Origin of the sequence: Micromonospora sp. WMMD712 (assembly GCF_029581295.1) — a bacterium.
Lineage (GTDB): Bacteria > Actinomycetota > Actinomycetes > Mycobacteriales > Micromonosporaceae > Micromonospora > Micromonospora carbonacea.
Genome location: NZ_CP120743.1, coordinates 5013049 through 5032162 on the forward strand (window position 1 = coordinate 5013049; position 19114 = coordinate 5032162).

Sequence of the window (19114 nt, forward strand, 5' to 3'; positions counted from 1 at the left end):
TGTGCCCGACGCCGGGATGCGGCTCTTCGTGGGGGTCTTTCCGCCGCCCGAGGCCGTCGCCGACCTGAGCAGCGCGGTGGCCCGGCTCCGGGTCGGGCGCGCGGCGGCGGCCGGCACCAACGTCAGGCTCGCCGACCCGGCGCGGGCGCACCTCACCGTGGCCTTCCTCGGCCAGGTCGACGCCAGCCGCCTCGTCGACGTCGAGAACGCCCTCGGCCCCGCCGCCGAGACGTTCCGCACCCGGGACCTGCCGGCAGCCGACCGACCGGTAGCCGGCCGAGCGGTGGTCGACCTGCCGGGGGCCGACCGAGCGGTAGCCGAGCTGCCGGCGACCGGTCGAGCAGTGGCCGAGCTGCCGGTGGCCGACCGATTGGTGGGCGGCCGGACCGGGTCGGCGGTGCTGCGGCTCGGCGGCGGGGGCAGCTTCGGCCGGGGCCGGTGCACGGTCCTCTGGGTGGACGTGCGCGGCGACGTCGAGGCGTTGCGCGTCCTGGCCCGGCTCGTCCGGGCGGGGCTGCGCCGGGGCGGACTGCCGTACGACGAGAAGCCGTTCACCCCGCACCTCACCATCGCCCGCCCCGGCGACCGGGTCGACCGCGCCGACGTGGCCGCCGACCGGGAGGCCCTGCACGACTACCTGGGGCCGCCGTGGCCGGTCACCGAGCTGGTGCTGGTCCGCAGCCACCAGGGCCCGAAGCCGACGTACGACCGGGTGGCCGCCTGGCCGATCTGACCGGGACCGGCGGCCGGGCCGGGTCGGGCCGGGTCCCGGTCGGATCGGGCCGGTCGGGCCCGGGGTGGCCCGTCGTGTCGGCGACATGGCGGTATCCCCGGGACGGGAAGCCGCCATGTCGCCGACATCGCGGGGAGCCGCCAGGCGGCGTGCCGCGCGACGTGCGGCGGCGCGCCTGGCGGCGTGCCGCGCGTCTACCAGGCCCACGCCTCCGGGCCGGGGCCGCCCTTGCCCAGCGGCGGGAACAGCTCGTCGAGCCGGGTCAGCGCCGCCTCGTCGAGCCGGACGTCCAGCGCGCCCAGCGACCGGTCGAGCTGGTCGATGGTGCGCGGGCCGATGATCGGGGCCGTCACCCCGGGCCGGGAGAGCAGCCAGCCGAGCGCCACGTCCGCCGGGTCGTGGCCGAGGTCGGCGCAGAACTTCTCGTACGCCTCGATGGTCAACCGGTGCTCGGCCAGGCTCTCGGCGGCGCGGCCCGAGGTGCTGCGGGCCGCCCCGCCCTCGGCCATCTTGCGCAGGGCGCCCGACAGCAGCCCGCCGTGCAGCGGGGACCAGGGGATGATGCCGAGACCGTAGTGCTGGGCGGCCGGCACCACCTCCAGCTCGACGGCCCGGGTCAGCAGGTTGTAGATGGACTGCTCGGAGACGAGGCCGAGGAAGTTGCGCTGCTGCGCCGCCGCCTGCGCCTGCCCGATGTGCCAACCGGCGAAGTTGGACGATCCGACGTAGACGACCTTGCCCTGGGCGACCAGGGTCTCCATCGCCTGCCAGATCTCCTCCCACGGGGTCGCCCGGGAGACGTGGTGCATCTGGTAGAGGTCGATGACGTCGGTCTGGAGCCGGCGCAGCGAGTCCTCGCAGGCCCGGATGATGTGCCGGGCGGAGAGGCCCTGCTCGTTGGGCCAGTCGCCCATCTTGCCGTAGACCTTGGTGGCCAGCACCACCTTCTCCCGCCGGCCGCCGCCCTGGGCGAACCAGCGGCCGATGATCTGCTCGGTGATCCCCTCACCGGTCTGCCAGCCGTACACGTTGGCGGTGTCGAAGAAGTTGATGCCGTGCTCGATCGCCCGGTCCATGACGGCGAAGCTGTCCGGCTCGCTGGTCTGCGGCCCGAAGTTCATCGTGCCGAGGCAGAGCCGACTCACCGAGAGGCCGGTGCGTCCCAGATTGGTGTACTTCATGTGCCCACCCTGCCACGGCGGGACGCCGAATGCCTCGCCGTGGCAGGGCGGCGCGCGGGCGGCGCACCGCCCGGCCACGGGTGGGTCAGGAGGACTCGCGGGCCGCCGGGCCGCTGCCGAACAGCACGTCGTCCCAGCTCGGCAGGCGCTTGCGCGGCTTGCCGGAGGCGTCGGTGGCCTCGCCGCCGGAGGCCGCCGCTGCGGCAGCGCCCGTGCGGCGGGGCCGGAGCACCGCCAGCGACGGCACGGCCGGGACCTCCTTGGGCGCGTCGGAGTCGTCGTCGAACGCCGAGCCTTGGCCGCCGCCGAGCAGGGCCGCCGCCCCGCCGCCGACCGGCCGTTGCCGGGGCGCGTCCGAGCCGGCCAGCGCCGCCGCCGGCGTGCGCGGCTCCAGGCCCCGGCCGGACGTCGAGCCGAGCGGCCGGTCGAGGGAGGCGAGCAGGGCGTCGCGCCCGGCGCGGATCGGGTCGCGCCCCGGGCGGTTGTGGTCGCCGGCCGCCGCGGGCAGCCCGTGCCCGCCCCGGCTCGGCTCGCCGCGCGAGGGGCCGGGCAGCGCGTGGCCGCCCCGCTCGGGTGCCGGCTCCTGGCCGAGGATCGGCGTGGGGCGCTCGGCGCAGAGGTATTGCGCCATGTCGTCGTGCGGGACCACGTGCTGCCGGGTCTTGTCCAGATCCCACACCGCCTGCGCGGTGGCCTTGCCCGACGGCCAGGTGGCGATGATCCGCCAGGTGCCGTCGTCGCGGCGGTAGGCGTCCCAGGAGATCTTCTCGGTGTCGATCCCGTGCTGGGCCAGCCGGCCGTTGACCACCTCGGCCAGCGGCGTCGGCTTCTCCGCGCCCTTGAGGCGGGTGCGCCGGGCGTGCTGGGCGAGCATCGCCCGCTCCTGGAGCACCGGGCCCGCGTAGCGGAGCACGCGGTCGACCGGGACGCCCGCGACGCGCGCCACGTCCTCAGCGGACTCGCCGGAGCGGATCTTGGCCTGGATGTCGCGCGGGGACAGCGACGGCAGGGGGTGGTCGGTGGTGTTCGGCACCACGGCGAGCGGGGGCGCGCCCGGCTCGGCGTGCAGGGCGCCGGCGATGCGCTCGTCGATGGGCAGGGCGAGCAGCCGCCCGACCTCGTCGGCGAGCACCAGAGCCTGGCCGTCCTCGGAGAGGGCGACGAAGCGTACTGGGCGCATGAGCGTTGCCTCCGTCCCGCTTCGCTGGCCGCACGCCACGGGTCGGCCACCCGGGCGTCCCGCACCACGGTACGCCCATCCGCAACCCGGTGGGGGATGCGACACCCGCATGTCGCGGATGAGCTGCGAAGATGATCACACTGGGTGGCCGGCGGCGGTGCGGCGGCCACCCAGTGTGACGATGCCTCAGAGCCGCTCGACCACGTAGTCGATCGAGGCGGTCAGCGCCTCCACGTCGGCCGGCTCGACGGCCGGGTAGAGCGCGATGCGGAGCTGGTTGCGGCCCAGCTTCCGGTAGGGCTCGGTGTCGACGATGCCGTTGGCCCGCAGCGCCTTGGCGATCGCCGCCGCGTCCACCCCGTCGGCGAAGTCGATCGTGGCGACCACGTTGGAGCGCAGCGCCGGGTCGGTGACGAACGGGGTCGCCACGGCGGAGCGCTCGGCCCAGCCGTACACGATGCCGGCGCTCTCGGCCGTGCGCTTGGCCGCCCAGGCCAGGCCGCCCTGCTCGTTCATCCAGTCGGTCTGCTCGGCGGCCAGGAAGATGGTGGCCAGCGCCGGGGTGTTGTAGGTCTGCTCCAGCCGCGAGTTGTCGATCGCGGTGACCAGGTCGAGGAACGCCGGGATGTAGCGGCCCGACGCCTTGATCTCGGCGGCCCGGTCCAGGGCGGCCGGCGACATCAGGGCCAGCCAGAGGCCGCCGTCGGAGGCGAAGCACTTCTGCGGGGCGAAGTAGTAGACGTCGGTCTCGGCGACGTCCACCGCCAGGCCGCCGGCCGCCGAGGTCGCGTCGACCAGCAGCAGCGCGCCCTCGTCGGCCCCGGCGACCCGGCTGATCGGCACCGCGACGCCGGTGGAGGTCTCGTTCTGCGGCAGCCCGTACGCGTCGACGCCGGCCTCGGCGACCAGCGCCGGGGCGCTGCCCGGCTCGGCCTTGCGCACGGTGGGCTCGCCGAGGAACGGGGCGTCCTTGACCGACTTGACGAACTTTGCCCCGAACTCGCCGAAGGTGGCGAACTGCGCCCGGTCGCGGATCAGGCCGAACGTCGCGACCTCCCAGAAGGCGGTGGTGCCGCCGTTGCCGAGGATCACCTCGTAGCCCTCGGGGAGGGAGTAGAACTCGGCGATGCCGCGCCGCAGCCGGGCGACCTGGTCGCGGACGGTCTTCTGCCGGTGCGAGGTGCCCAGGAAGCCCGTCGCCACGTCGGCGAGGGCGGAGACGGCCGCCGGACGGACCTTGGACGGCCCGCAGCCGAACCGCCCGTCGGCGGGCTTGATGTCGTCGGGAATCCGGATGGTCGGTGCGTCAGCCACGGTTGTCGAGATCCTTCCGCGTGGGCGGGGCCCGGTCACAGGTGGTGGTCGGGCGCGGAGGACGGACGCGTGCGCGGGACGCACGGCCGGCCGGATCCGAGCCCGGTCCGGCGGCACTGCCGAGCCCCCATCCTTGCACCCGGGGCGGCCCGGGCACCCGACGGTCCCGCCGCCTGAGCTGAGGCGTATGACACATCCGCCCGGTTACGTCGCCACCCCGCCCCGGTCACGCGGGGCCGGACGGACCTTCTGGCGCGCGGAGGGGCCCCGCCGAACCGGCGGGGCCCCTTCCGTCGTCGCGTCGACGGGTGGATCGGACGGGCGTCGCGCACCCAGGTGGTGGGTGTTTGCAGGGGGCCCCTGCTATGCAGAAGGCGTTAACAGGGTGCCCTTCCTTGCACTTACACGCCGTGCGGGATGGCGTCCCAGCCCTCGACCTGCTGCGGCTTGCGGGTGCCCGGCCCGACGTAGCGGGCGGACGGGCGGACCAGCCGCTGGAGCTTCTTCTGCTCCAGGATGTGCGCGCTCCAGCCGCCCATCCGGGCGCAGGTGAACATCGAGGTGAACATGTGCGCGGGCACCTCGGCGAAGTCCAGCACCACGGCCGACCAGAACTCGACGTTCGTGGCGAGCACCCGGTCCGGGCGGCGGGCCTGGAGCTCGGCCAGGGCCGCCTTCTCCAGCGCCTCGGCGATCTCGAAGCGCGGCGCGCCCAGCTCCTTGGCGGTGCGGCGCAGCACGCGGGCGCGCGGGTCCTCGGCCCGGTAGACCCGGTGGCCGAAGCCCATCAGCCGCTCGCCCCGGTCGAGGACGCCCTTGACGTAGCCCTCGGCGTCGCCGCTGCGCTCGACGGCCTCCAGCATGCTGAGCACCCGCGACGGCGCGCCGCCGTGCAGGGGACCGGAGAGCGCGCCGATGCCGGAGGAGATGCAGGCGGCGGCGTCGGCGCCGGTGGAGGCGACGATCCGGGCGGTGAAGGTGGAGGCGTTCAGGCCGTGCTCGGCGGCCGAGATGAAGTAGGCGTCGACGGCCTTCACGTGGCGGGGGTCGGGCTCGCCGCGCCAGCGCTTCATGAAGCGCTCGACGATCGTCTCCGCCTTGTCGATCTCCTTCTGCGGCACGGCCGGCAGGCCCAGGCCGCGCGCGGACTGGGCGACGAAGGAGAGCGCGGTGACCGACACCCGGGCGAGGTCCTCGCGGGCCTGGGAGTCGGAGATGTCGAGGAGCTGGTTGAGCCCCCAGTACGGCGCGAGCATCGCGACGGCGGACTGCACGTCGACCCGGATGTCGCCGGAGTGCACGGGCACCGGGAACGGCTCGGCCGGCGGCAGGCCGGGGCCGAACCGGCCGTCGACCAGCAACGCCCAGACGTTGCCGAAGGAGACCTGACCGATCAGATCCTCGATGTCCACGCCGCGGTAGCGCAGCGCGCCGCCCTCGCGGTCCGGCTCGGCGATCTCGGTCTCGAAGGCTACGACGCCCTCCAGACCCGGTTTGAAGTCGGCCATTCTTACTCCTGGATCTGCTCGATGCGCCCGCCTGGGCTCATCCGGCCCGGCCGGCCGAGCGCCTTAGGCGACCCTCAGGGACGTGTTCGTGACATCTTGCCTGGTGGGTAACCGGCTGCGCGACCCGCGACGACTGTGCTGCACGCGACATCCCCGCCGGTGGACAAGCGGGCGAGGTCGATGAGACTGGGCGGTAGGGGCTGGCCAGCGTCGCCGAGGGTGACGGGGCCACCGAAGGGGAGGGTAGTTGTGACGGGTGACACACCCGGTCCGGCCGGGATGCGTAACGAGTACGCCGCCGACCTGGGCCTTTCCGAGACGGACCTGGCCGCCGACTGGCACGCCCAGTTCGCCCGCTGGTTCGCCGACGCGGTGGCGTCCGGCCTGCCCGAGCCGAACGCGATGGTGCTCGGCACCGCCGACGGCGCCGGCCGCCCCAGCGGGCGCACCGTCCTGCTCAAGGGGTACGACCCGCAGGGCTTCGTGCTGTTCACCAACCACGGCTCGCGCAAGGGCGCGGAGGCGCTGGCCAACCCGTACGCCAGCCTGGTCTTTCCCTGGTTTCCGCGCCAGCGGCAGGTGGTGGTCGCCGGGCGGATCGAGCCCGTCGACCGGGCCGAGACCGAGGCCTACTTCGCCAGCCGGCCGCGCGGCTCGCAACTCGGCGCGTGGGCCAGCGAGCAGTCGCGGGTGATCGGCGACCGGGCCGTGCTGGACGCCGGCTACCGGGCGGCGGCCGAGCGGTTCGCCGACGTCGACCCGGTGCCCGCGCCCCCGCACTGGGGCGGCCTGCGGGTGCGCCCCGAGACGGTGGAGTTCTGGCAGGGCCGGGCCAGCCGGCTGCACGACCGGCTGCGGTTCCGCCGCACCGCGCCCGACCCCGGGCCGGCCGACGACGGCCGATGGGTCGTGGAGCGGCTCGCCCCGTGACCGCCGTCAAGGAGACCCGGCCGCGCGGGGCGCGCCGCTGGGCGATCGACCTGCGCCCGCTGCGGGTGCCCGTCTACCGGCGGATCTGGGTCGGCAACAGCGTCGCGATGCTCGGCTTCCAGTTCACGGCCGTGGCCGTGCCGGTGGAGATGTTCGCGCTGACCCGGGACTCGTTCTGGGTCGGGCTGCTCGGCGTGGCCGCGTTCCTGCCGCTGCTGGTCTTCGGGCTGTGGGGCGGCGCGGTCGCGGACGCCCGGGACCGGCGCGCGGTGCTGCTGGTCAGCCAGGCGGTGCTGTGGGCGTCGATGGTGGGGCTGCTGGCCCAGGCCGTGTTCCGGGTCGGCAGCCCGGTGCTGCTGCTGGTCCTGGTGGCGTTGCAGTCGGTCGGGTTCGCGGTCAGCGGTGCGGCCCGCACCGCGAGCATCCCCCGGCTCGTCCCGGCCGAGCTGGTCCCGGCCGCGAGCACCCTGAACTTCACCACCCACACCGCCGCGTCCGTGCTGGGGCCGCTGCTGGCCGGGCTGATCTTCGCGGCCTGGGAGGTCGGGGTCGCGCTGCCCATCGCGTACGCCGTGGACACGGTCTTCTTCACGGCGGCGGTCTGGGCGACGCTGCGGATGCCGGCGCTGCCGCCGGAGCCGGACCCCGACGGCGACGGCGCGCCCCGCAAGGCAGGGCTGGCCAGCGTCGTCGACGGGCTGCGCTACCTGGCCACCACGCCGGTGCTGCTGCTCTCCTTCGCCATCGACCTCGTCGCGATGGTGCTGGCCATGCCCCGGGCGCTGTTCCCCGAGATCGCCGAGGAACGCTTCGGCGGCGGCGCGGCCGTCGGCTGGCTGTTCAGCGCCATCGCCATCGGGTCGATGCTCGGTGGGCTCACCTCCGGCTGGATCGGCCGGCTCCACCGGCAGGGGGTGGCGCTGGTGTGCGCCGTCGTCGGCTGGGGGCTGGCCATCGCCGCCGCCGGGCTGGCCCGCCAGCTCTGGCTGGTGGTCGGGCTGCTCGCCGTGGCCGGCGCGGCCGACCTGGTCAGCGCCGTGCTGCGGCAGACGATGCTGCTGGTGCACGCGCCGGACCGGATGCGGGGCCGGCTCCAGGGCGTCAACACGGTGGTGGTGGCGGGCGGGCCCCGCCTCGGCGACCTGCGGGCGGGCGCGACGGCCGCCGGCCTCGGCACCGGCGTCGCCTGGGTCGGCGGCGGCCTCGCCGCGGCGGTGCTCGCGGTGCTGCTGGCGGCCGTCTTCCCGGCCCTGGTGCGCTACCGGGCGGCCACGTCGGGGGCGCGGGGGTGACCGTCGGCGGCGGGGTGCGCGCGGTGACGGACCGCGCACCCCGTGCACAGAGCTGACCGACTAAGGTCACCGGCATGCAGAACGCCGCACCCCGCCCGCCGTCAGGCACCCAGTGGACCATTTCCGCCGCCGGCCACGAGGCCGTGCTCGTCGAGGTCGGCGGCGGCCTGCGGACGTACCGGCACGACGGCGTCGACTACGTCGACGGGTTCGCCGCCGACGAGCTCTGCCCCGGCGGGGCCGGGCAGGTGCTGGCCCCCTGGCCCAACCGCATCCGCGACGGCCAGTACGCCTTCGGCGGCCGGGAGTTCCAGCTCACGCTGACCGAGCCGGGCCGGGGCGTGGCCCTGCACGGCCTGGTCAACTGGGTGCCGTGGCACCTCGTCGAGCAGTCCGACGACGCCGTGACCCTGGGCTACGACCTGCCCCCGCATCCGGGCTACCCGTGGGCGCTTCGGCTGCGCAACCGCTACTCGGTCGGCCCCGGCGGCCTGCGCATCGAGCACGAGGCCACCAACGTCAGCGGGGAGCCCTGCCCGTTCGGCTTCTCGATGCACCCCTACCTGCAACTTCCCGGGGTGGCGGTGGACGATCTCGCCCTGCGGGTGCCGGCGAAGCTGCGGGTGCAGGTGGACGGGCGGCTGCTGCCGGTCGGGGCGACCCCGGTCGCCGGCACCGAGTACGACTACACCAGCCCCCGGCGCATCGGCCACGCGGTGCTCGACACGGCGTTCGGCGACGTGGTCCGCGACGCCGACGGCGGCTCCTCGGTGACCCTGGCCGCCCCGGACGACGCGGCGGCCGTCACCGTCTGGGCGGACCGCGAGTTCGGCTGGTGGCAGATCTTCTCCGGGGACACCCTCACCGGCGAGCGGCACCGCCGCTCGGTGGCGGTCGAGCCGATGACCTGCCCGCCGGACGCGTACCGCTCGGGCAAGGACGTGATCACCCTGGAGCCGGGCGACACCTGGCGGGGCACCATGGGCATCCGGCCCGGGGCCCGGTAGCAACGGAGGCGGGCCGCGTGGAGTTCGCCGAGGTGCTCCGGCGACGCCGGATGGTGCGCAACTACGACCCGGACCGCCCCGTCCCGCCCGACGTGGTGCGGCGGCTGCTCGACCACGCCGTGCGGGCCCCGTCCGCCGGGTTCGCCCAGGGCTGGGGGTTCCTGGTGCTGGAGGAGCCGGCGGACCGGGAGCGGTTCTGGGCGGCGACCACCCCGGACGGCGGCGGGCGCGAGCGGTGGCTGGCCGGGATGCGGCGGGCCCCGCTGATCGTCGTGCCGCACGCCAACCGCTCGGCGTACCTGGAGCGCTACGCCGAGCCGGACAAGGGCTGGACGGACCGCGCGCAGGAGCGCTGGCCGGTGCCGTACTGGTATGTCGACACCGGCTTCGCCGCCCTGCTGATGCTGCTCACCGCCGTCGACGAGGGGCTGGGCGCGTGCTTCTTCGGCATCCCGGCGCAGCGCACGCAGGCGTACCGGGAGGCGTTCGGGGTGCCGGCGGAGTTCGACCCGGTCGGCGCGCTCACCGTCGGCTACCGTGCGCCGGACCACCGGTCGCCGTCGCTGCGGCGGGGGCGTCGCCCGGTCGACGAGGTGGTCCGGCGGGGGCGCTGGAGCTGACGCCGGGGGGCGTCGGCGGCCCGGCTCGGCGTCGCCGGGCGGGGTCGACCAACAGTGGTCGCGAAAGCGACATGAGGGAGTAAAACGCGGTGTGGCGGGGGCGGCTACGCTGGCACGGTCATCGGTGCCGTGCCGCGCGGTGCCACGCCGCGATCCGACCCGGCGCGGTGGGTCGGAACGGTGAGGGGGAGGGGAGCGTGCCGTCGTGATCTTCAGAGCGGTCCGGGACGGGCGTCCCTATCCGGAGCACAACCTGACGCTCAAGCAGTGGGCGGAGATCCCGCCGCGTCCGCTGCGGCTGGACCAGTTGATCACCACCAAGCGCGAGCTGGCGTTGGACAAGCTGCTCGCCGAGGATTCCACCTTCTACGGGGACCTGTTCCCCCACGTGGTGCAGTGGAACAGCGGGCTCTACCTGGAGGACGGGCTGCACCGCGCGCTGCGCGCCGCCCTCCAGCAGCGCAACCAGATCCACGCCCGGGTGCTGGTGCTGGCCGGTCAGCACGAGTGACCCGCTCCTGAGCCTTCGTTAGGGTGGCGGGATGACTCCTGTCGACCTGCTGGACCTGGACTCCCTCCTCGACGACGAGGAGCGCCAGATCCGGTCCGTCGTGCGCCGGCTCGTCGACGACCGGGTCCGGCCGCACGTCGCCGACTGGTACGAGCGGGGCCAGGTGCCGGCCCGCGAGCTGGCCCGGGAGTTCGGCCGGCTCGGCCTGCTCGGCATGCACCTGACCGGGTACGGCTGCGCCGGCGCCACCGCCGTCGCGTACGGGCTGGCCTGCCTGGAGCTGGAGGCCGGCGATTCCGGCGTGCGGTCCCTGGTCTCGGTGCAGGGCTCGCTGGCCATGTACGCCATCTGGCGCTACGGCAGCGAGGAGCAGAAGCAGCGCTGGCTGCCCCCGATGGCGACCGGCGAGGCGATCGGCTGCTTCGGGCTGACCGAGCCCGACCACGGCTCCGATCCGGCGTCGATGGCCACCCGCGCCCGCCGCGACGGCGACGACTGGCTGCTGCACGGCGGCAAGATGTGGATCACCAACGCGCCGGTCGCCGACGTCGCCGTGATCTGGGCCCGCGCCGAGGAGGGGGTGCGCGGATTCGCCGTACCCCTGGACGCGCCCGGGGTGTCGGTGCGGGAGATCCGGCGCAAGATGTCGCTGCGCGCCTCCGTCACCGGCGAGATCGCGCTCGACGACGTCCGGCTCCCGGCGGACGCGCTGCTGCCCGGCGCGGCCGGGCTCAAGGCCCCGCTGAGCTGCCTCACCGAGGCCCGGCACGGCATCGTCTGGGGCGCGCTCGGCGCGGCCCGCGACTGCCTGGAGACCACCCTGGCGTACGCGACCACGCGCACCCAGTTCGGCCGGCCGCTCGCCGGCTTCCAGCTCACCCAGGCCAAGCTCGCCGACATGGCCGTCGAGTGGCAGAAGGGCTTCCTGCTGGCGCTGCACCTGGGCCGGCTCGCCGACGCCGGGCGACTGCGGCCCGAGCAGGTCAGCGTCGGCAAGCTGAACAACGTGCGGGAGGCGCTGGCCATCGCCCGGCAGTGCCGCACCATCCTCGGCGCGAACGGCGTCTCGGGGGAGTATCCGATCATGCGGCACGCCAACAACCTGGAGAGCGTGCTCACCTACGAGGGCACCTCCGAGATCCACCAGCTCGTCGTCGGGCAGCGGCTGACGGGGCTCAGCGCGTTCGCCTGACCGCCCTGCGGGGGTGGGGGATTGCAGGGCTGTCCTGCGGGGTGGGGGTTTGTAGGGCTGTCCTGCGGGGGTGGGGTTCGCCGGGGCCCGCCCGCTCCGGGCGGTCAGGCTTGATCCCTCCGCGGGCGGGCCCCGGCGAACCCCTGACGTGGTCCCGGCCCGTCCGAGCGCGCACGCTTGGCTCAGCTCCCGGGGGGCTGGCCCGGGACAGGAAGCGCTCGGTCGGCTCGGGCGGCTCGGGCGGCGTCGCGCCGGGCGTCAGACGTGCGGCCGTCGGGGTCATCCCTACCCCGGCCACGTCGTCCCACCCGTCGCCTTGCCGATTGTTGCGGAGCGAACACAGCGCGTTGCACTATGTCTCCCGGGTATGCGGGATGTAGCGAGATGCTGCGGGAGGGTGCGTGGTGCACAAAGGCGTGCAGGTGGCGATGGTGGAGAGCGGGCACACGGCGGAGAGCCTGGCAGCCGAGATCGGCGTGGACCCGAAGACAGCGGCCCGCTGGGCGAGCCGGGGACGGATTCCGCAGACCAGGCACCGTGCCAAGGTCGCGGAGCTTCTCGGCAGGGACGTGCTTGAGCTGTGGCCGGACGTACTGCGGTGGAAGGAGCCGGCGTGGTTCCGCCCGTGGACGGAGATCGAACGCGAGGCCACCGGCCTGCGATGCTTCGAGTCGGTCGTCATTCCGGGCCTGCTTCAGACCGAGGCATACGCCCGTGCGGTTCTTGCCTGCGGTCCGCTGGTGGCGGATGCGGACGATCACGTGGAGATGCGGCTTCAGCGTTGCGCGGCGGTGTTCGATCGGCCCCGGCCGCCGCTGTCCGTCTTCGTGGTCGACGAAGCTGCCCTGCGTCGGGGCAAGCCCGAGGTGATGCGCCCGCAGCTCGATCACCTCCTCGCCATGGCTCAGCGGCCCATGGTGATGGTGTACGTGCTGCCGCTGAGCGCCGGCCTGCATCCGGGACGGGCCGGGCCCTTCGTCATCGCGACGACGCCCGACGGAGACGACGTCGGCTACCTCGACGATCAGGCCGCCGGGCACATCACGAACGACGTTGCTCCTTTGTGGGCGGTCTGGGATACCGTGAGGTCGCTCGCGCTGCCGCGAGACCAGTCCATCGACTTTCTGGGAGAGCGACCGTGGCTGACCTGACCGGCGCCCAGTGGCGCACCAGCACCCGCAGCAGCTCCAACGGCGGCAACTGCGTCGAGGTCGCCGACAATCTTCCGGGCGTGGTCGGCGTACGGGACTCGAAGGACCCGAGCGGGCCGGCGCTCGTGTTCGGGCCGGTCGCGTGGCGGGCGTTCGTCGCGCACGTTCCCGGGCGGGCCTGACCCGACACGAGCGCGTCGCGCCCGTCCCGTGCAGCAAATTGGCGAAGTCACCGCCGGGCGATCGGGGTTACCGTCAGGTCAGTCTCGTTGCCGCGAGACCAGACCATCGACCTGCTGAGGGCGAGAGCATGGATGATCTGACCGGCGCGCGGTGGCGGAAGTCCACCCGCGGCAGCTCCAACGGCGGCGCATGTGTCGAGGTCGCCGACAACCTTCCGGGCGTGGTCGGCGTGCGCGATTCGAAGGACCCGGCCGGGCCGGCGCTCGCGTTCGGGCCGGTCGCGTGGCGGGCGTTCGTCGCGCACGTCCCCGGGCGGGCCTGACCCGACACGAGCGCGTCGCGCCCGTCCCGTGCTCGGGGCGGGCGCTCGCTGTCGAGCTGCGGGCCTCGCCCGCTGTCACGAGGCGGTGGGGTCTGCCCCGTCGTACGCCCGGCGGGCCGCCTCGATCGCGCCCAGGTGCTCGTCGGCCCAGTCGAGGAGGACGTCTACCGGCTGCCGGAGGGTCTTGCCCAGTGGCGTGATCCGGTATTCGACGGCGACCGGGCGCGACGAGAGGACGCGCCGTTCGACGATGCCGTTGCGTTCGAGGCGGCGCAGGGTCGCGCTGAGCGACTTCTGGCTGACGGTCGGGATCGCCTGGCGTAGCTCGTTGAACCGTGAGGGTCGTTCGCAGAGGGTGTTGAGCACCTCCAGCGACCACTTGTCGAGGACCTGGTCCAGGAGCTCCCGGTGTGCCTGCGTGAGGTCGAGGCGCTCCGCCGTGCCGGGGTCGGTATCTGCCATGACACCTAGTCTCGTTGAAGTTTCCTCCAAGCACCAGGTATCAATGAGATACCAAGTTTGGTGCGAGGAAGGAAACATGATGAGTGTCCAGCTCTTCTCCCCCCAGGGCATGATGCAGCCCGTCCCCTACCACCACGTCGCGGTCGCGTCGGGGTCGCGCCACGTCCACGTGGCGGGCCAGATCGGCCGCGACGAGGCGGGGCGGCCGGTCGCGACCGGTGACCTTCGGGGGCAGGTCGCCCAGGCGCTCCGCAACACGGCCCAGGGTCTCGCCGGTGCCGGCGCGAGCTTCTCGGACGTGGTCCGCCTGACGTTCTACGTCACGAACTGGGCGCCGGAGCGGATCGGCGACTTCATGGCCGGCGTCGACGACGTCGCGGGGGAACTCGGCCTGCCGCAGCCCCTGCCCCCGGCGTCGCTCATCGGTGTCGACCACCTCTTCGAGCCCGACGTCGAGGTCGAGGTCGAGGCGACGGCGATCCTGGACTGATTGTGCGGCTGGCCTGATGGCGTCGACCCGCAAGATCGTGCTCGATCCGGGAAAGAGTCGTGTCCAAGGCGGCGCGAGGGCACTCTTTCCCTGATCGAGCACGATCTCGTTCCCCGGGTGGGCGCTACCGGGAGCAGGCGCCACCGGGAGCGGGTGCTGCCGGGAGCGGGCGCTCACCACTGGCGGCGCGGGGTCGCCTTCGCGCCGGTGACCAGGGTCGCCGGCGGGACGTCGTCGGCCACGACCGCTCCCGCCGCGACGACGGCGTCCCGGCCGATGCTGACGCCGGGCAGGATCGTGGCGCCCGCGCCGATCCAGACGTTCTCCGCCACGTCGATGGGCGCGCCGGTGAGATACAGCCGCCGCTCCTCGGGGTCGACCGGGTGGCCGCTGGTGATGAAGGTGACCTTCGGGCCGACCATCACGCGTTCGGCGAGCCGGATGCCGGCGTAGTCGAGGAACGTGCAGTTCTGGTTGATGAACACGCGCTCGGCGAGGTCGAGGTTGAGGCCGTGGTCGGTGTAGAACGGCGGATAGACGGTGACCCGCGCGGGCAGCGGCCTGCCGAGGATCTGGGCGAACAGTGCCGCCTTGCCCGCCTCGTCCTCGAAGGGCAGCACGTTCAGGCGGGAGGTCAGCTCGGTGACCCGCCGGACCCGGGCGGCCATGGCCTCGAACTCGGCGCTGTGGATCCGCATGAGACGACCGCTGGGCATGGACACGACCTTCCGTTGTGTCGGCCGGCTGGTGACTCCTGGCCGCCGCCGGCCTTTCACCGTAGTGCTGCCGGGTGGCGGCGAATGCGACGTCCCGCGGGGTGGCCGGATCGATCAGCTACCGCTCGGCCCGCCGCCCTCCACGAGCCGCGCCTGCGGGGCTGCTGTCTACGCGCACGCCGGGCCACCAAGGATCCTGCGGTGCCGTTCTCGTCTCCGGTCGTGTCGGAAGCCAACCGCTACATAGGAAGAAAAAGGCCATTTCTGTTCGGGATGCCCGCTCCGAAAAATCCGGATCGGTCAACTATGGAAGCTTTATGTTATTCATGGACGGCGAATCATGTGAAAACGATGTCAGGTCGTTCGGAATTCGTTGAAGGTGGATCTGCCAATAGTTCCCGCTCGCCCATTTCAAGATCGTGAGTCGAGCTCACGAATGGTATTGCTAACTCACTTGCCGTGTTGCTAGCCTTACTCTCGGCTGCGATGGCCGGGCTCTTTGTTTCCAGCGCGTTTCGTCGATTGCGGCACCGCCTGTGCACGATTGCGGCTGCCCGCTCGCAGTATCGAAACCGGAGGGTAAGGATGCCGCGAAGAATGGACCTCGCTCTGCCTGTTTCCGCGAGAGGCGTCGATGCCGGCGAGACCTGTCGCACTTTCCACCATGCCTGAGCCCGCGCCGTCCGGAGGTCTGCGATTCGGCATTCTGGGCGCGCTGGAGGTGTTCCGCGACGGCGAGTCGTGCGCCCCGACCGCCCCGCTGCAACGCGCGTTGCTCACACTGTTGCTGCTGCACGCCAACGAGCCGCTTCCGGTCTCCAGGATCGTCGACGGGCTCTGGGACGACCGGCCGCCCCGGTCTGCCGTCGCCGCGCTCCAGATGTACGTCAGCGCGGTACGCCGGATCCTCACCCCGAACTGGGCCGAGTCCGGCGTCGGCCGGCAGCACCCGGTTCTGCTGACGCGGCCCTTCGGCTATGTCATCCGGGTCGGCAACGGCCAACTGGACGTACACCGGTTCCGGTCCCTCGCCGCCGAAGGGCGCCGCCAGCTCGCCGAGGGCCGGTGCGCCGAGGGTGGGGAGCTGTTCCGGCGGGCCCTGGCGGTCTGGCGGGGGCCGGCGCTGGTCGACGCCGGCCGATCCGACGCGATCGGCCGGCACGCCGTCCGCCTGGAGACCGAACGGCTCGCGTTGCTACAGGAACGGATCGGCGTGGACCTGTGCCAGGGCCGGAGCTTGGAGCTGGTCGGCGAGCTGGAGGAACTCTGCACCCGGTACCCGTTACGGGAGAGCTTCCACCAGCAGCGGATGCTCGCCCTCTATCTTTCCGGGAGCCGGGCCGAGGCACTGGGCGCCTATCAACTGGCCCGTCGGACGATGGTCGACGAGGCCGGGATCGAGCCCGGCCCGGGACTGCGCGCCCTCCAGCGGGCGATCCTCACCGGATCGGCCGCCCCGTCGCCGCACTGCTCTGCGGTCTGGTGCGCGACCGGTCCGGGTGGCAGCGGGGCGGACCAGCCGCGGACCGGCCGCCGGTGCGGGGTGAAGGGCTGCCGATCCGGCCCCGGATATCCTGCCGGCCTCGGCCGGGCCGCAGGTGGTCAGGGCGACTGGGCCGGCCCGGCGGAGGTCAACCGCCAGCCCAGGGCCCGTCGGTAGTAGACCAGCGGTTCGCCGTCGGCGAGACCACCCCGGGCGACCTCGCCGATGACGACCGCGTGGTCGCCGTGCTCGAACACCCGGCGGCGCAGGCAGCGCAGGTAGACGGGCGTGGCGTGGAGCCGCGGCACGGTCTCCTCCCAGCTCCAGTCCAGCCCGGCGAACTTGTCGTCGCTCCGGCCGGCGAACACCCTCGCGACCTGGCAGTCCGCGGCACCCAGCAGGTGCACGCCGAACTCGGCCTCGTCCAGGAGCGCGCGATACGAGCGCGACTCCCGGCCGATGGACATCAGGAGGGAGGGCGGACGGACGCTGTACGAGCAGACGGACGAGACGAGCAGGCCGCCCGGTGTGCCGTCCGGGCGGCGGACGGTGACCACCGCGACCCCGGAGACGAGTCTCGCCATCGCCTCCGTGAACACCTCGGCGACCGGCGGAGCCGTCCGCTCCCGGGTGGCCACCGACGCCTCAGACCGTGGCCGGCGCGGACATGGCGGCGAGGCAGACGTCGAGCCGTTCGGCCGCGTCGGCGTCGTCGGCGACCGCGAGCACCGCCCGGTAGTCCCCCGCGGCCTCCGCGAACCGGCCCGCCGCGTGGTTCACGAGCGCCCGGTTGTACCGGATTTCCGGCGTGTCGAGCAGCTCCACCGCGTGGTCGAGATCCGTGACCGCCGCCGTCAGGTCGCCAGCGCCGTAGCGGACGCCGCCCCGCAGCGCCCAGGCCTCGGCCAGCCCGGCGTCGACCCCGAGCGCGGCGGTCAACGCCTGGTCGGCCGCCTCGGTCTCGCCCCGCTCGGCCAGCACCCGGCCGCGCAGGCAGAGCAGGTGGGCGTTGTCGGGGGCGACGGCCAGCCCGGCGGTGACGTCGGCCCAGGCGCCGTCGAGGTCGTCCAGGTCGCACCGGATCCCCGCCCGGTTCACCCGCGCCGAGACGTGCTCCGGTTCCAGTTCGAGCACCCGGTCGAGGTCGGCGAGAGCGCCCTCGACGTCGCCCAGTTCGAGCCGGGCGTCGGCCAGGTTGTAGTACGCCTCCGGGAACGGCGGGGAGAGCAGCAGCGTGTGTTGGTAGTCCTCGATCGCCTCCGCGTTGCGGCCCAACCGGCGGCGGACGTTGCCCCGGTTGAAGTAGTGGTCGGGGAAGTTCGGATCGGCGTCGATGACGAAGTCGTAGTCGGCGAGGGCCTCCTCCAGCCTGCCGAACATGCCGTACACCTGGGCCCGGTTGTAGCGCAGCCCGGTCCGGTGCAGCAACTGCTCCTCGGGTTCGAGTTCCCGGTCGAGCAGGGCCATGCCCTCGTTCAGCAGCAGCAGCGCCGCCTCCGGCCGCCCCTGCCGGGTCTCCACCAGGGCGAGGCCGTTGCGCTGGAACGCGGACTGGAAGGCGCGCTCTTTCGGGTCGGGCAGCAGCGATGCGATGGCGATGGCCTGGTTGAGCCAGCGGCGGGCCCGCTCGGGATCGCGCCGCTCGTCGTCGTAGTGCCGGGCGAAGAGCATCGAGGTGCCGTACGCCGCGTGCATGTGGATGGCCGGATCGGTGGAGATCGTGCGGGCTTCGTCGTACAGCGCCTCGGCCTCCTGCGCGCGGCTCGTCGCCGCCAGCGAGGTGGTCACGTCGCCGGTGAGGTCCCACCAGAGGTCCGGGGCGTCCGCCAGGTCCAGGACCGCCCGGCCGCGCAGGCCGAGCTCCACCGTGGCGTGGTAGAGGCCACGGTTCTTGCAGTACACCTGCGCCTCCCGTAGCACCGCGGCGATCTCGGCCGGCGAGCCGGTTCCCCGCTCGGCGTGGAACGGGACCGCACCGAGCAGCAGCGAGGGCTCGTTCCGGGAGACCAGGACGGCCCGACGCTCGTCGTGCAGGACGGCCCGGTCGGCGGTGGAGAGGCTCCGGTACGCGGCCAGCCCGGCCGGATCGTCGTCGAGGCACTCGGTCGCCACGTGCGCCCGGGCCAGCTCGCGGATCGCCGCGTCGTCCAGACCGGCCAGGGGGTCGGTTCCGGCGTCCCCGTCACCGGTCGGCTCCCCATCCTCGCGGGGCGAGTTCTCCTCCTGGCGGGCCGTGGTCGCGCCCACCGGGGCGGCGTGGCGGATCGTACGTTCCCGCAGGGTGGCCGGCAGCGAGACGCTGACCGGTCCCGGTGGCTCCTGCATCGGCTCGGTGCCCGTCTCCACCACGACGGTCAGCCGCGCCGCGTCGAGCCGCCGGAGCAGCACGGCGACGAACTCGCGGTCGGTCGGATCGGCCTCCTGCATGTTGGCGAACACGATGGCCCGTGGCGCCCCGTCGAGGGCCGCGAGGTAGTCGCGGACGAACTCGGTCAGCCCGTGCGCGATCCGCAGGGTGTGCAGGCGAGCCTGGTAGCGGGTCCGCGCCTCCGAGGTCGGCCGGTGCTCCAGGGTGGCGCGGATGTGCGGCACCGCGCCGTCGAACTCGGGTGCGGCGGTCAGGATCTCGATGTGGTGCCGGGGACCCAGCTCGGGACAGCGGGCCAGCGCGTCGACGCCGATCGCGCGCACCAGCTGACCCGCCGCCGTGAAGGGACCCCGGAGCCGGCGGTGGGCGTCGATCCGGGCGAGCAGCGGGGGAAGCTCCAGCGTCCCTCGGAGCCGGTCGTGGTCGGCCCGGCGATCGGCGGCGATCCAGTGATGGCTGCCCATGATGACG

Annotated in this window: 20 protein-coding genes; 12 read left to right on the top strand and 8 right to left on the bottom strand. The window is 73.6% G+C overall.

Features of this window, described 5'->3' with window-relative positions; all coding sequences use genetic code 11:
- Positions 1-16 precede the first annotated feature (16 nt).
- Complete coding sequence (locus O7633_RS21830; RefSeq protein WP_282328615.1) at positions 17-733, top strand: 2'-5' RNA ligase family protein; 717 nt, start codon at positions 17-19, stop codon at positions 731-733.
- Between the two features lie 194 nt (positions 734-927).
- On the opposite strand, the gene O7633_RS21835 is transcribed toward O7633_RS21830, so the two are convergent.
- The 4 genes from O7633_RS21835 to O7633_RS21850 form a co-directional block, all read right to left on the bottom strand.
- Positions 928-1914 carry an aldo/keto reductase gene (locus O7633_RS21835; protein WP_282323738.1) on the bottom strand — a complete coding sequence of 329 codons (987 nt, stop codon included), beginning with the start codon at positions 1912-1914 and terminating at the stop codon, positions 928-930.
- An 85-nt stretch (positions 1915-1999) separates the two neighbouring features.
- Positions 2000-3094: a septation protein SepH gene (sepH, locus tag O7633_RS21840; RefSeq protein ID WP_074475245.1), complete on the bottom strand. Its 1095-nt coding sequence runs from the start codon at positions 3092-3094 to the stop codon at positions 2000-2002.
- Between the two features lie 186 nt (positions 3095-3280).
- Complete coding sequence (gene serC / locus O7633_RS21845) at positions 3281-4408, bottom strand: phosphoserine transaminase (RefSeq protein ID WP_282323739.1); 1128 nt, start codon at positions 4406-4408, stop codon at positions 3281-3283.
- Positions 4409-4809: 401 nt separating this feature from the next.
- Positions 4810-5916 carry a citrate synthase 2 gene (locus O7633_RS21850; protein WP_074475243.1) on the bottom strand — a complete coding sequence of 369 codons (1107 nt, stop codon included), beginning with the start codon at positions 5914-5916 and terminating at the stop codon, positions 4810-4812.
- Positions 5917-6195: 279 nt separating this feature from the next.
- Between O7633_RS21850 and pdxH the strand changes: the two genes are divergently transcribed.
- The 9 genes from pdxH to O7633_RS21895 all read left to right on the top strand — a co-directional run bounded on the left by pdxH (position 6196) and on the right by O7633_RS21895 (position 13124).
- Positions 6196-6846, top strand: coding sequence for a pyridoxamine 5'-phosphate oxidase (pdxH, locus tag O7633_RS21855; RefSeq protein WP_282328616.1), 651 nt, complete (start codon positions 6196-6198; stop codon positions 6844-6846).
- Positions 6843-8138, top strand: a complete 1296-nt coding sequence (locus O7633_RS21860) for an MFS transporter (protein WP_282323740.1) — start codon at positions 6843-6845, stop codon at positions 8136-8138. The genes pdxH and O7633_RS21860 overlap by 4 nt, the downstream gene beginning before the upstream one ends.
- A gap of 74 nt (positions 8139-8212) precedes the next feature.
- Positions 8213-9145, top strand: a complete 933-nt coding sequence (locus O7633_RS21865; RefSeq protein WP_282323741.1) for an aldose 1-epimerase family protein — start codon at positions 8213-8215, stop codon at positions 9143-9145.
- A 17-nt stretch (positions 9146-9162) separates the two neighbouring features.
- A complete protein-coding gene (locus tag O7633_RS21870; protein WP_074475239.1) occupies positions 9163-9765 on the top strand; it encodes a nitroreductase family protein in 603 nt (200 codons plus the stop codon).
- A 205-nt stretch (positions 9766-9970) separates the two neighbouring features.
- The gene (locus O7633_RS21875; protein WP_043961565.1) at positions 9971-10276 is read left to right on the top strand and encodes a type II toxin-antitoxin system VapB family antitoxin; all 306 of its coding nucleotides are present in this window, start codon (positions 9971-9973) and stop codon (positions 10274-10276) included.
- A gap of 31 nt (positions 10277-10307) precedes the next feature.
- Entirely contained in the window at positions 10308-11468 is a 1161-nt protein-coding gene (locus O7633_RS21880; protein ID WP_178063066.1) for an acyl-CoA dehydrogenase family protein, read from the top strand.
- A 404-nt stretch (positions 11469-11872) separates the two neighbouring features.
- Positions 11873-12619 (top strand): helix-turn-helix transcriptional regulator, encoded by a 747-nt coding sequence (locus O7633_RS21885; protein ID WP_282328617.1) that lies wholly within the window; start codon positions 11873-11875, stop codon positions 12617-12619.
- Complete coding sequence (locus tag O7633_RS21890) at positions 12607-12801, top strand: DUF397 domain-containing protein (RefSeq protein ID WP_282323742.1); 195 nt, start codon at positions 12607-12609, stop codon at positions 12799-12801. The genes O7633_RS21885 and O7633_RS21890 overlap by 13 nt, the downstream gene beginning before the upstream one ends.
- A 128-nt stretch (positions 12802-12929) precedes the next feature.
- Positions 12930-13124, top strand: coding sequence for a DUF397 domain-containing protein (locus O7633_RS21895; RefSeq protein ID WP_282323743.1), 195 nt, complete (start codon positions 12930-12932; stop codon positions 13122-13124).
- A gap of 75 nt (positions 13125-13199) precedes the next feature.
- Here the strand turns inward: O7633_RS21895 and O7633_RS21900 are convergent, their stop codons facing one another.
- Positions 13200-13586, bottom strand: coding sequence for a helix-turn-helix domain-containing protein (locus tag O7633_RS21900; RefSeq protein ID WP_282323744.1), 387 nt, complete (start codon positions 13584-13586; stop codon positions 13200-13202).
- 79 nt (positions 13587-13665) lie between these two features.
- On the opposite strand from O7633_RS21900, the gene O7633_RS21905 reads away from it, so the two are divergent.
- A complete protein-coding gene (locus O7633_RS21905) occupies positions 13666-14076 on the top strand; it encodes a Rid family hydrolase (protein WP_282323745.1) in 411 nt (136 codons plus the stop codon).
- 173 nt (positions 14077-14249) lie between these two features.
- On the opposite strand, the gene O7633_RS21910 is transcribed toward O7633_RS21905, so the two are convergent.
- Positions 14250-14792, bottom strand: a complete 543-nt coding sequence (locus tag O7633_RS21910; RefSeq protein ID WP_282323746.1) for a DapH/DapD/GlmU-related protein — start codon at positions 14790-14792, stop codon at positions 14250-14252.
- 664 nt (positions 14793-15456) lie between these two features.
- Here O7633_RS21910 and O7633_RS21915 point away from each other — a divergent pair.
- A complete protein-coding gene (locus O7633_RS21915) occupies positions 15457-16452 on the top strand; it encodes an AfsR/SARP family transcriptional regulator (RefSeq protein ID WP_282323747.1) in 996 nt (331 codons plus the stop codon).
- Here O7633_RS21915 and O7633_RS21920 read toward each other — a convergent pair.
- A complete protein-coding gene (locus tag O7633_RS21920; protein ID WP_282323748.1) occupies positions 16395-16913 on the bottom strand; it encodes a flavin reductase family protein in 519 nt (172 codons plus the stop codon). The genes O7633_RS21915 and O7633_RS21920 overlap by 58 nt on opposite strands.
- A 7-nt stretch (positions 16914-16920) precedes the next feature.
- A complete protein-coding gene (locus tag O7633_RS21925) occupies positions 16921-19107 on the bottom strand; it encodes a tetratricopeptide repeat protein (RefSeq protein WP_282323749.1) in 2187 nt (728 codons plus the stop codon).
- Between the last annotated feature and the right edge of the window lie 7 nt (positions 19108-19114).

What these genes read in the sequence shown, in the direction of transcription:
- O7633_RS21895 (WP_282323743.1), top strand. Translation starts at nt 12,930, where the DNA reads ATGGATGATCTGACCGGCGCGCGGTGGCGGAAGTCCACCCGCGGCAGC.
- O7633_RS21910 (WP_282323746.1), bottom strand. Translation starts at nt 14,792, where the DNA reads ATGCCCAGCGGTCGTCTCATGCGGATCCACAGCGCCGAGTTCGAGGCC.
- O7633_RS21835 (WP_282323738.1), bottom strand. Translation starts at nt 1,914, where the DNA reads ATGAAGTACACCAATCTGGGACGCACCGGCCTCTCGGTGAGTCGGCTC.
- O7633_RS21905 (WP_282323745.1), top strand. Translation starts at nt 13,666, where the DNA reads ATGAGTGTCCAGCTCTTCTCCCCCCAGGGCATGATGCAGCCCGTCCCC.
- pdxH (WP_282328616.1), top strand. Translation starts at nt 6,196, where the DNA reads ATGCGTAACGAGTACGCCGCCGACCTGGGCCTTTCCGAGACGGACCTG.
- O7633_RS21850 (WP_074475243.1), bottom strand. Translation starts at nt 5,916, where the DNA reads ATGGCCGACTTCAAACCGGGTCTGGAGGGCGTCGTAGCCTTCGAGACC.
- O7633_RS21865 (WP_282323741.1), top strand. Translation starts at nt 8,213, where the DNA reads ATGCAGAACGCCGCACCCCGCCCGCCGTCAGGCACCCAGTGGACCATT.
- O7633_RS21830 (WP_282328615.1), top strand. Translation starts at nt 17, where the DNA reads ATGCGGCTCTTCGTGGGGGTCTTTCCGCCGCCCGAGGCCGTCGCCGAC.
- O7633_RS21900 (WP_282323744.1), bottom strand. Translation starts at nt 13,586, where the DNA reads ATGGCAGATACCGACCCCGGCACGGCGGAGCGCCTCGACCTCACGCAG.
- O7633_RS21915 (WP_282323747.1), top strand. Translation starts at nt 15,457, where the DNA reads ATGCCTGAGCCCGCGCCGTCCGGAGGTCTGCGATTCGGCATTCTGGGC.
- O7633_RS21925 (WP_282323749.1), bottom strand. Translation starts at nt 19,107, where the DNA reads ATGGGCAGCCATCACTGGATCGCCGCCGATCGCCGGGCCGACCACGAC.
- O7633_RS21880 (WP_178063066.1), top strand. Translation starts at nt 10,308, where the DNA reads ATGACTCCTGTCGACCTGCTGGACCTGGACTCCCTCCTCGACGACGAG.
- sepH (WP_074475245.1), bottom strand. Translation starts at nt 3,094, where the DNA reads ATGCGCCCAGTACGCTTCGTCGCCCTCTCCGAGGACGGCCAGGCTCTG.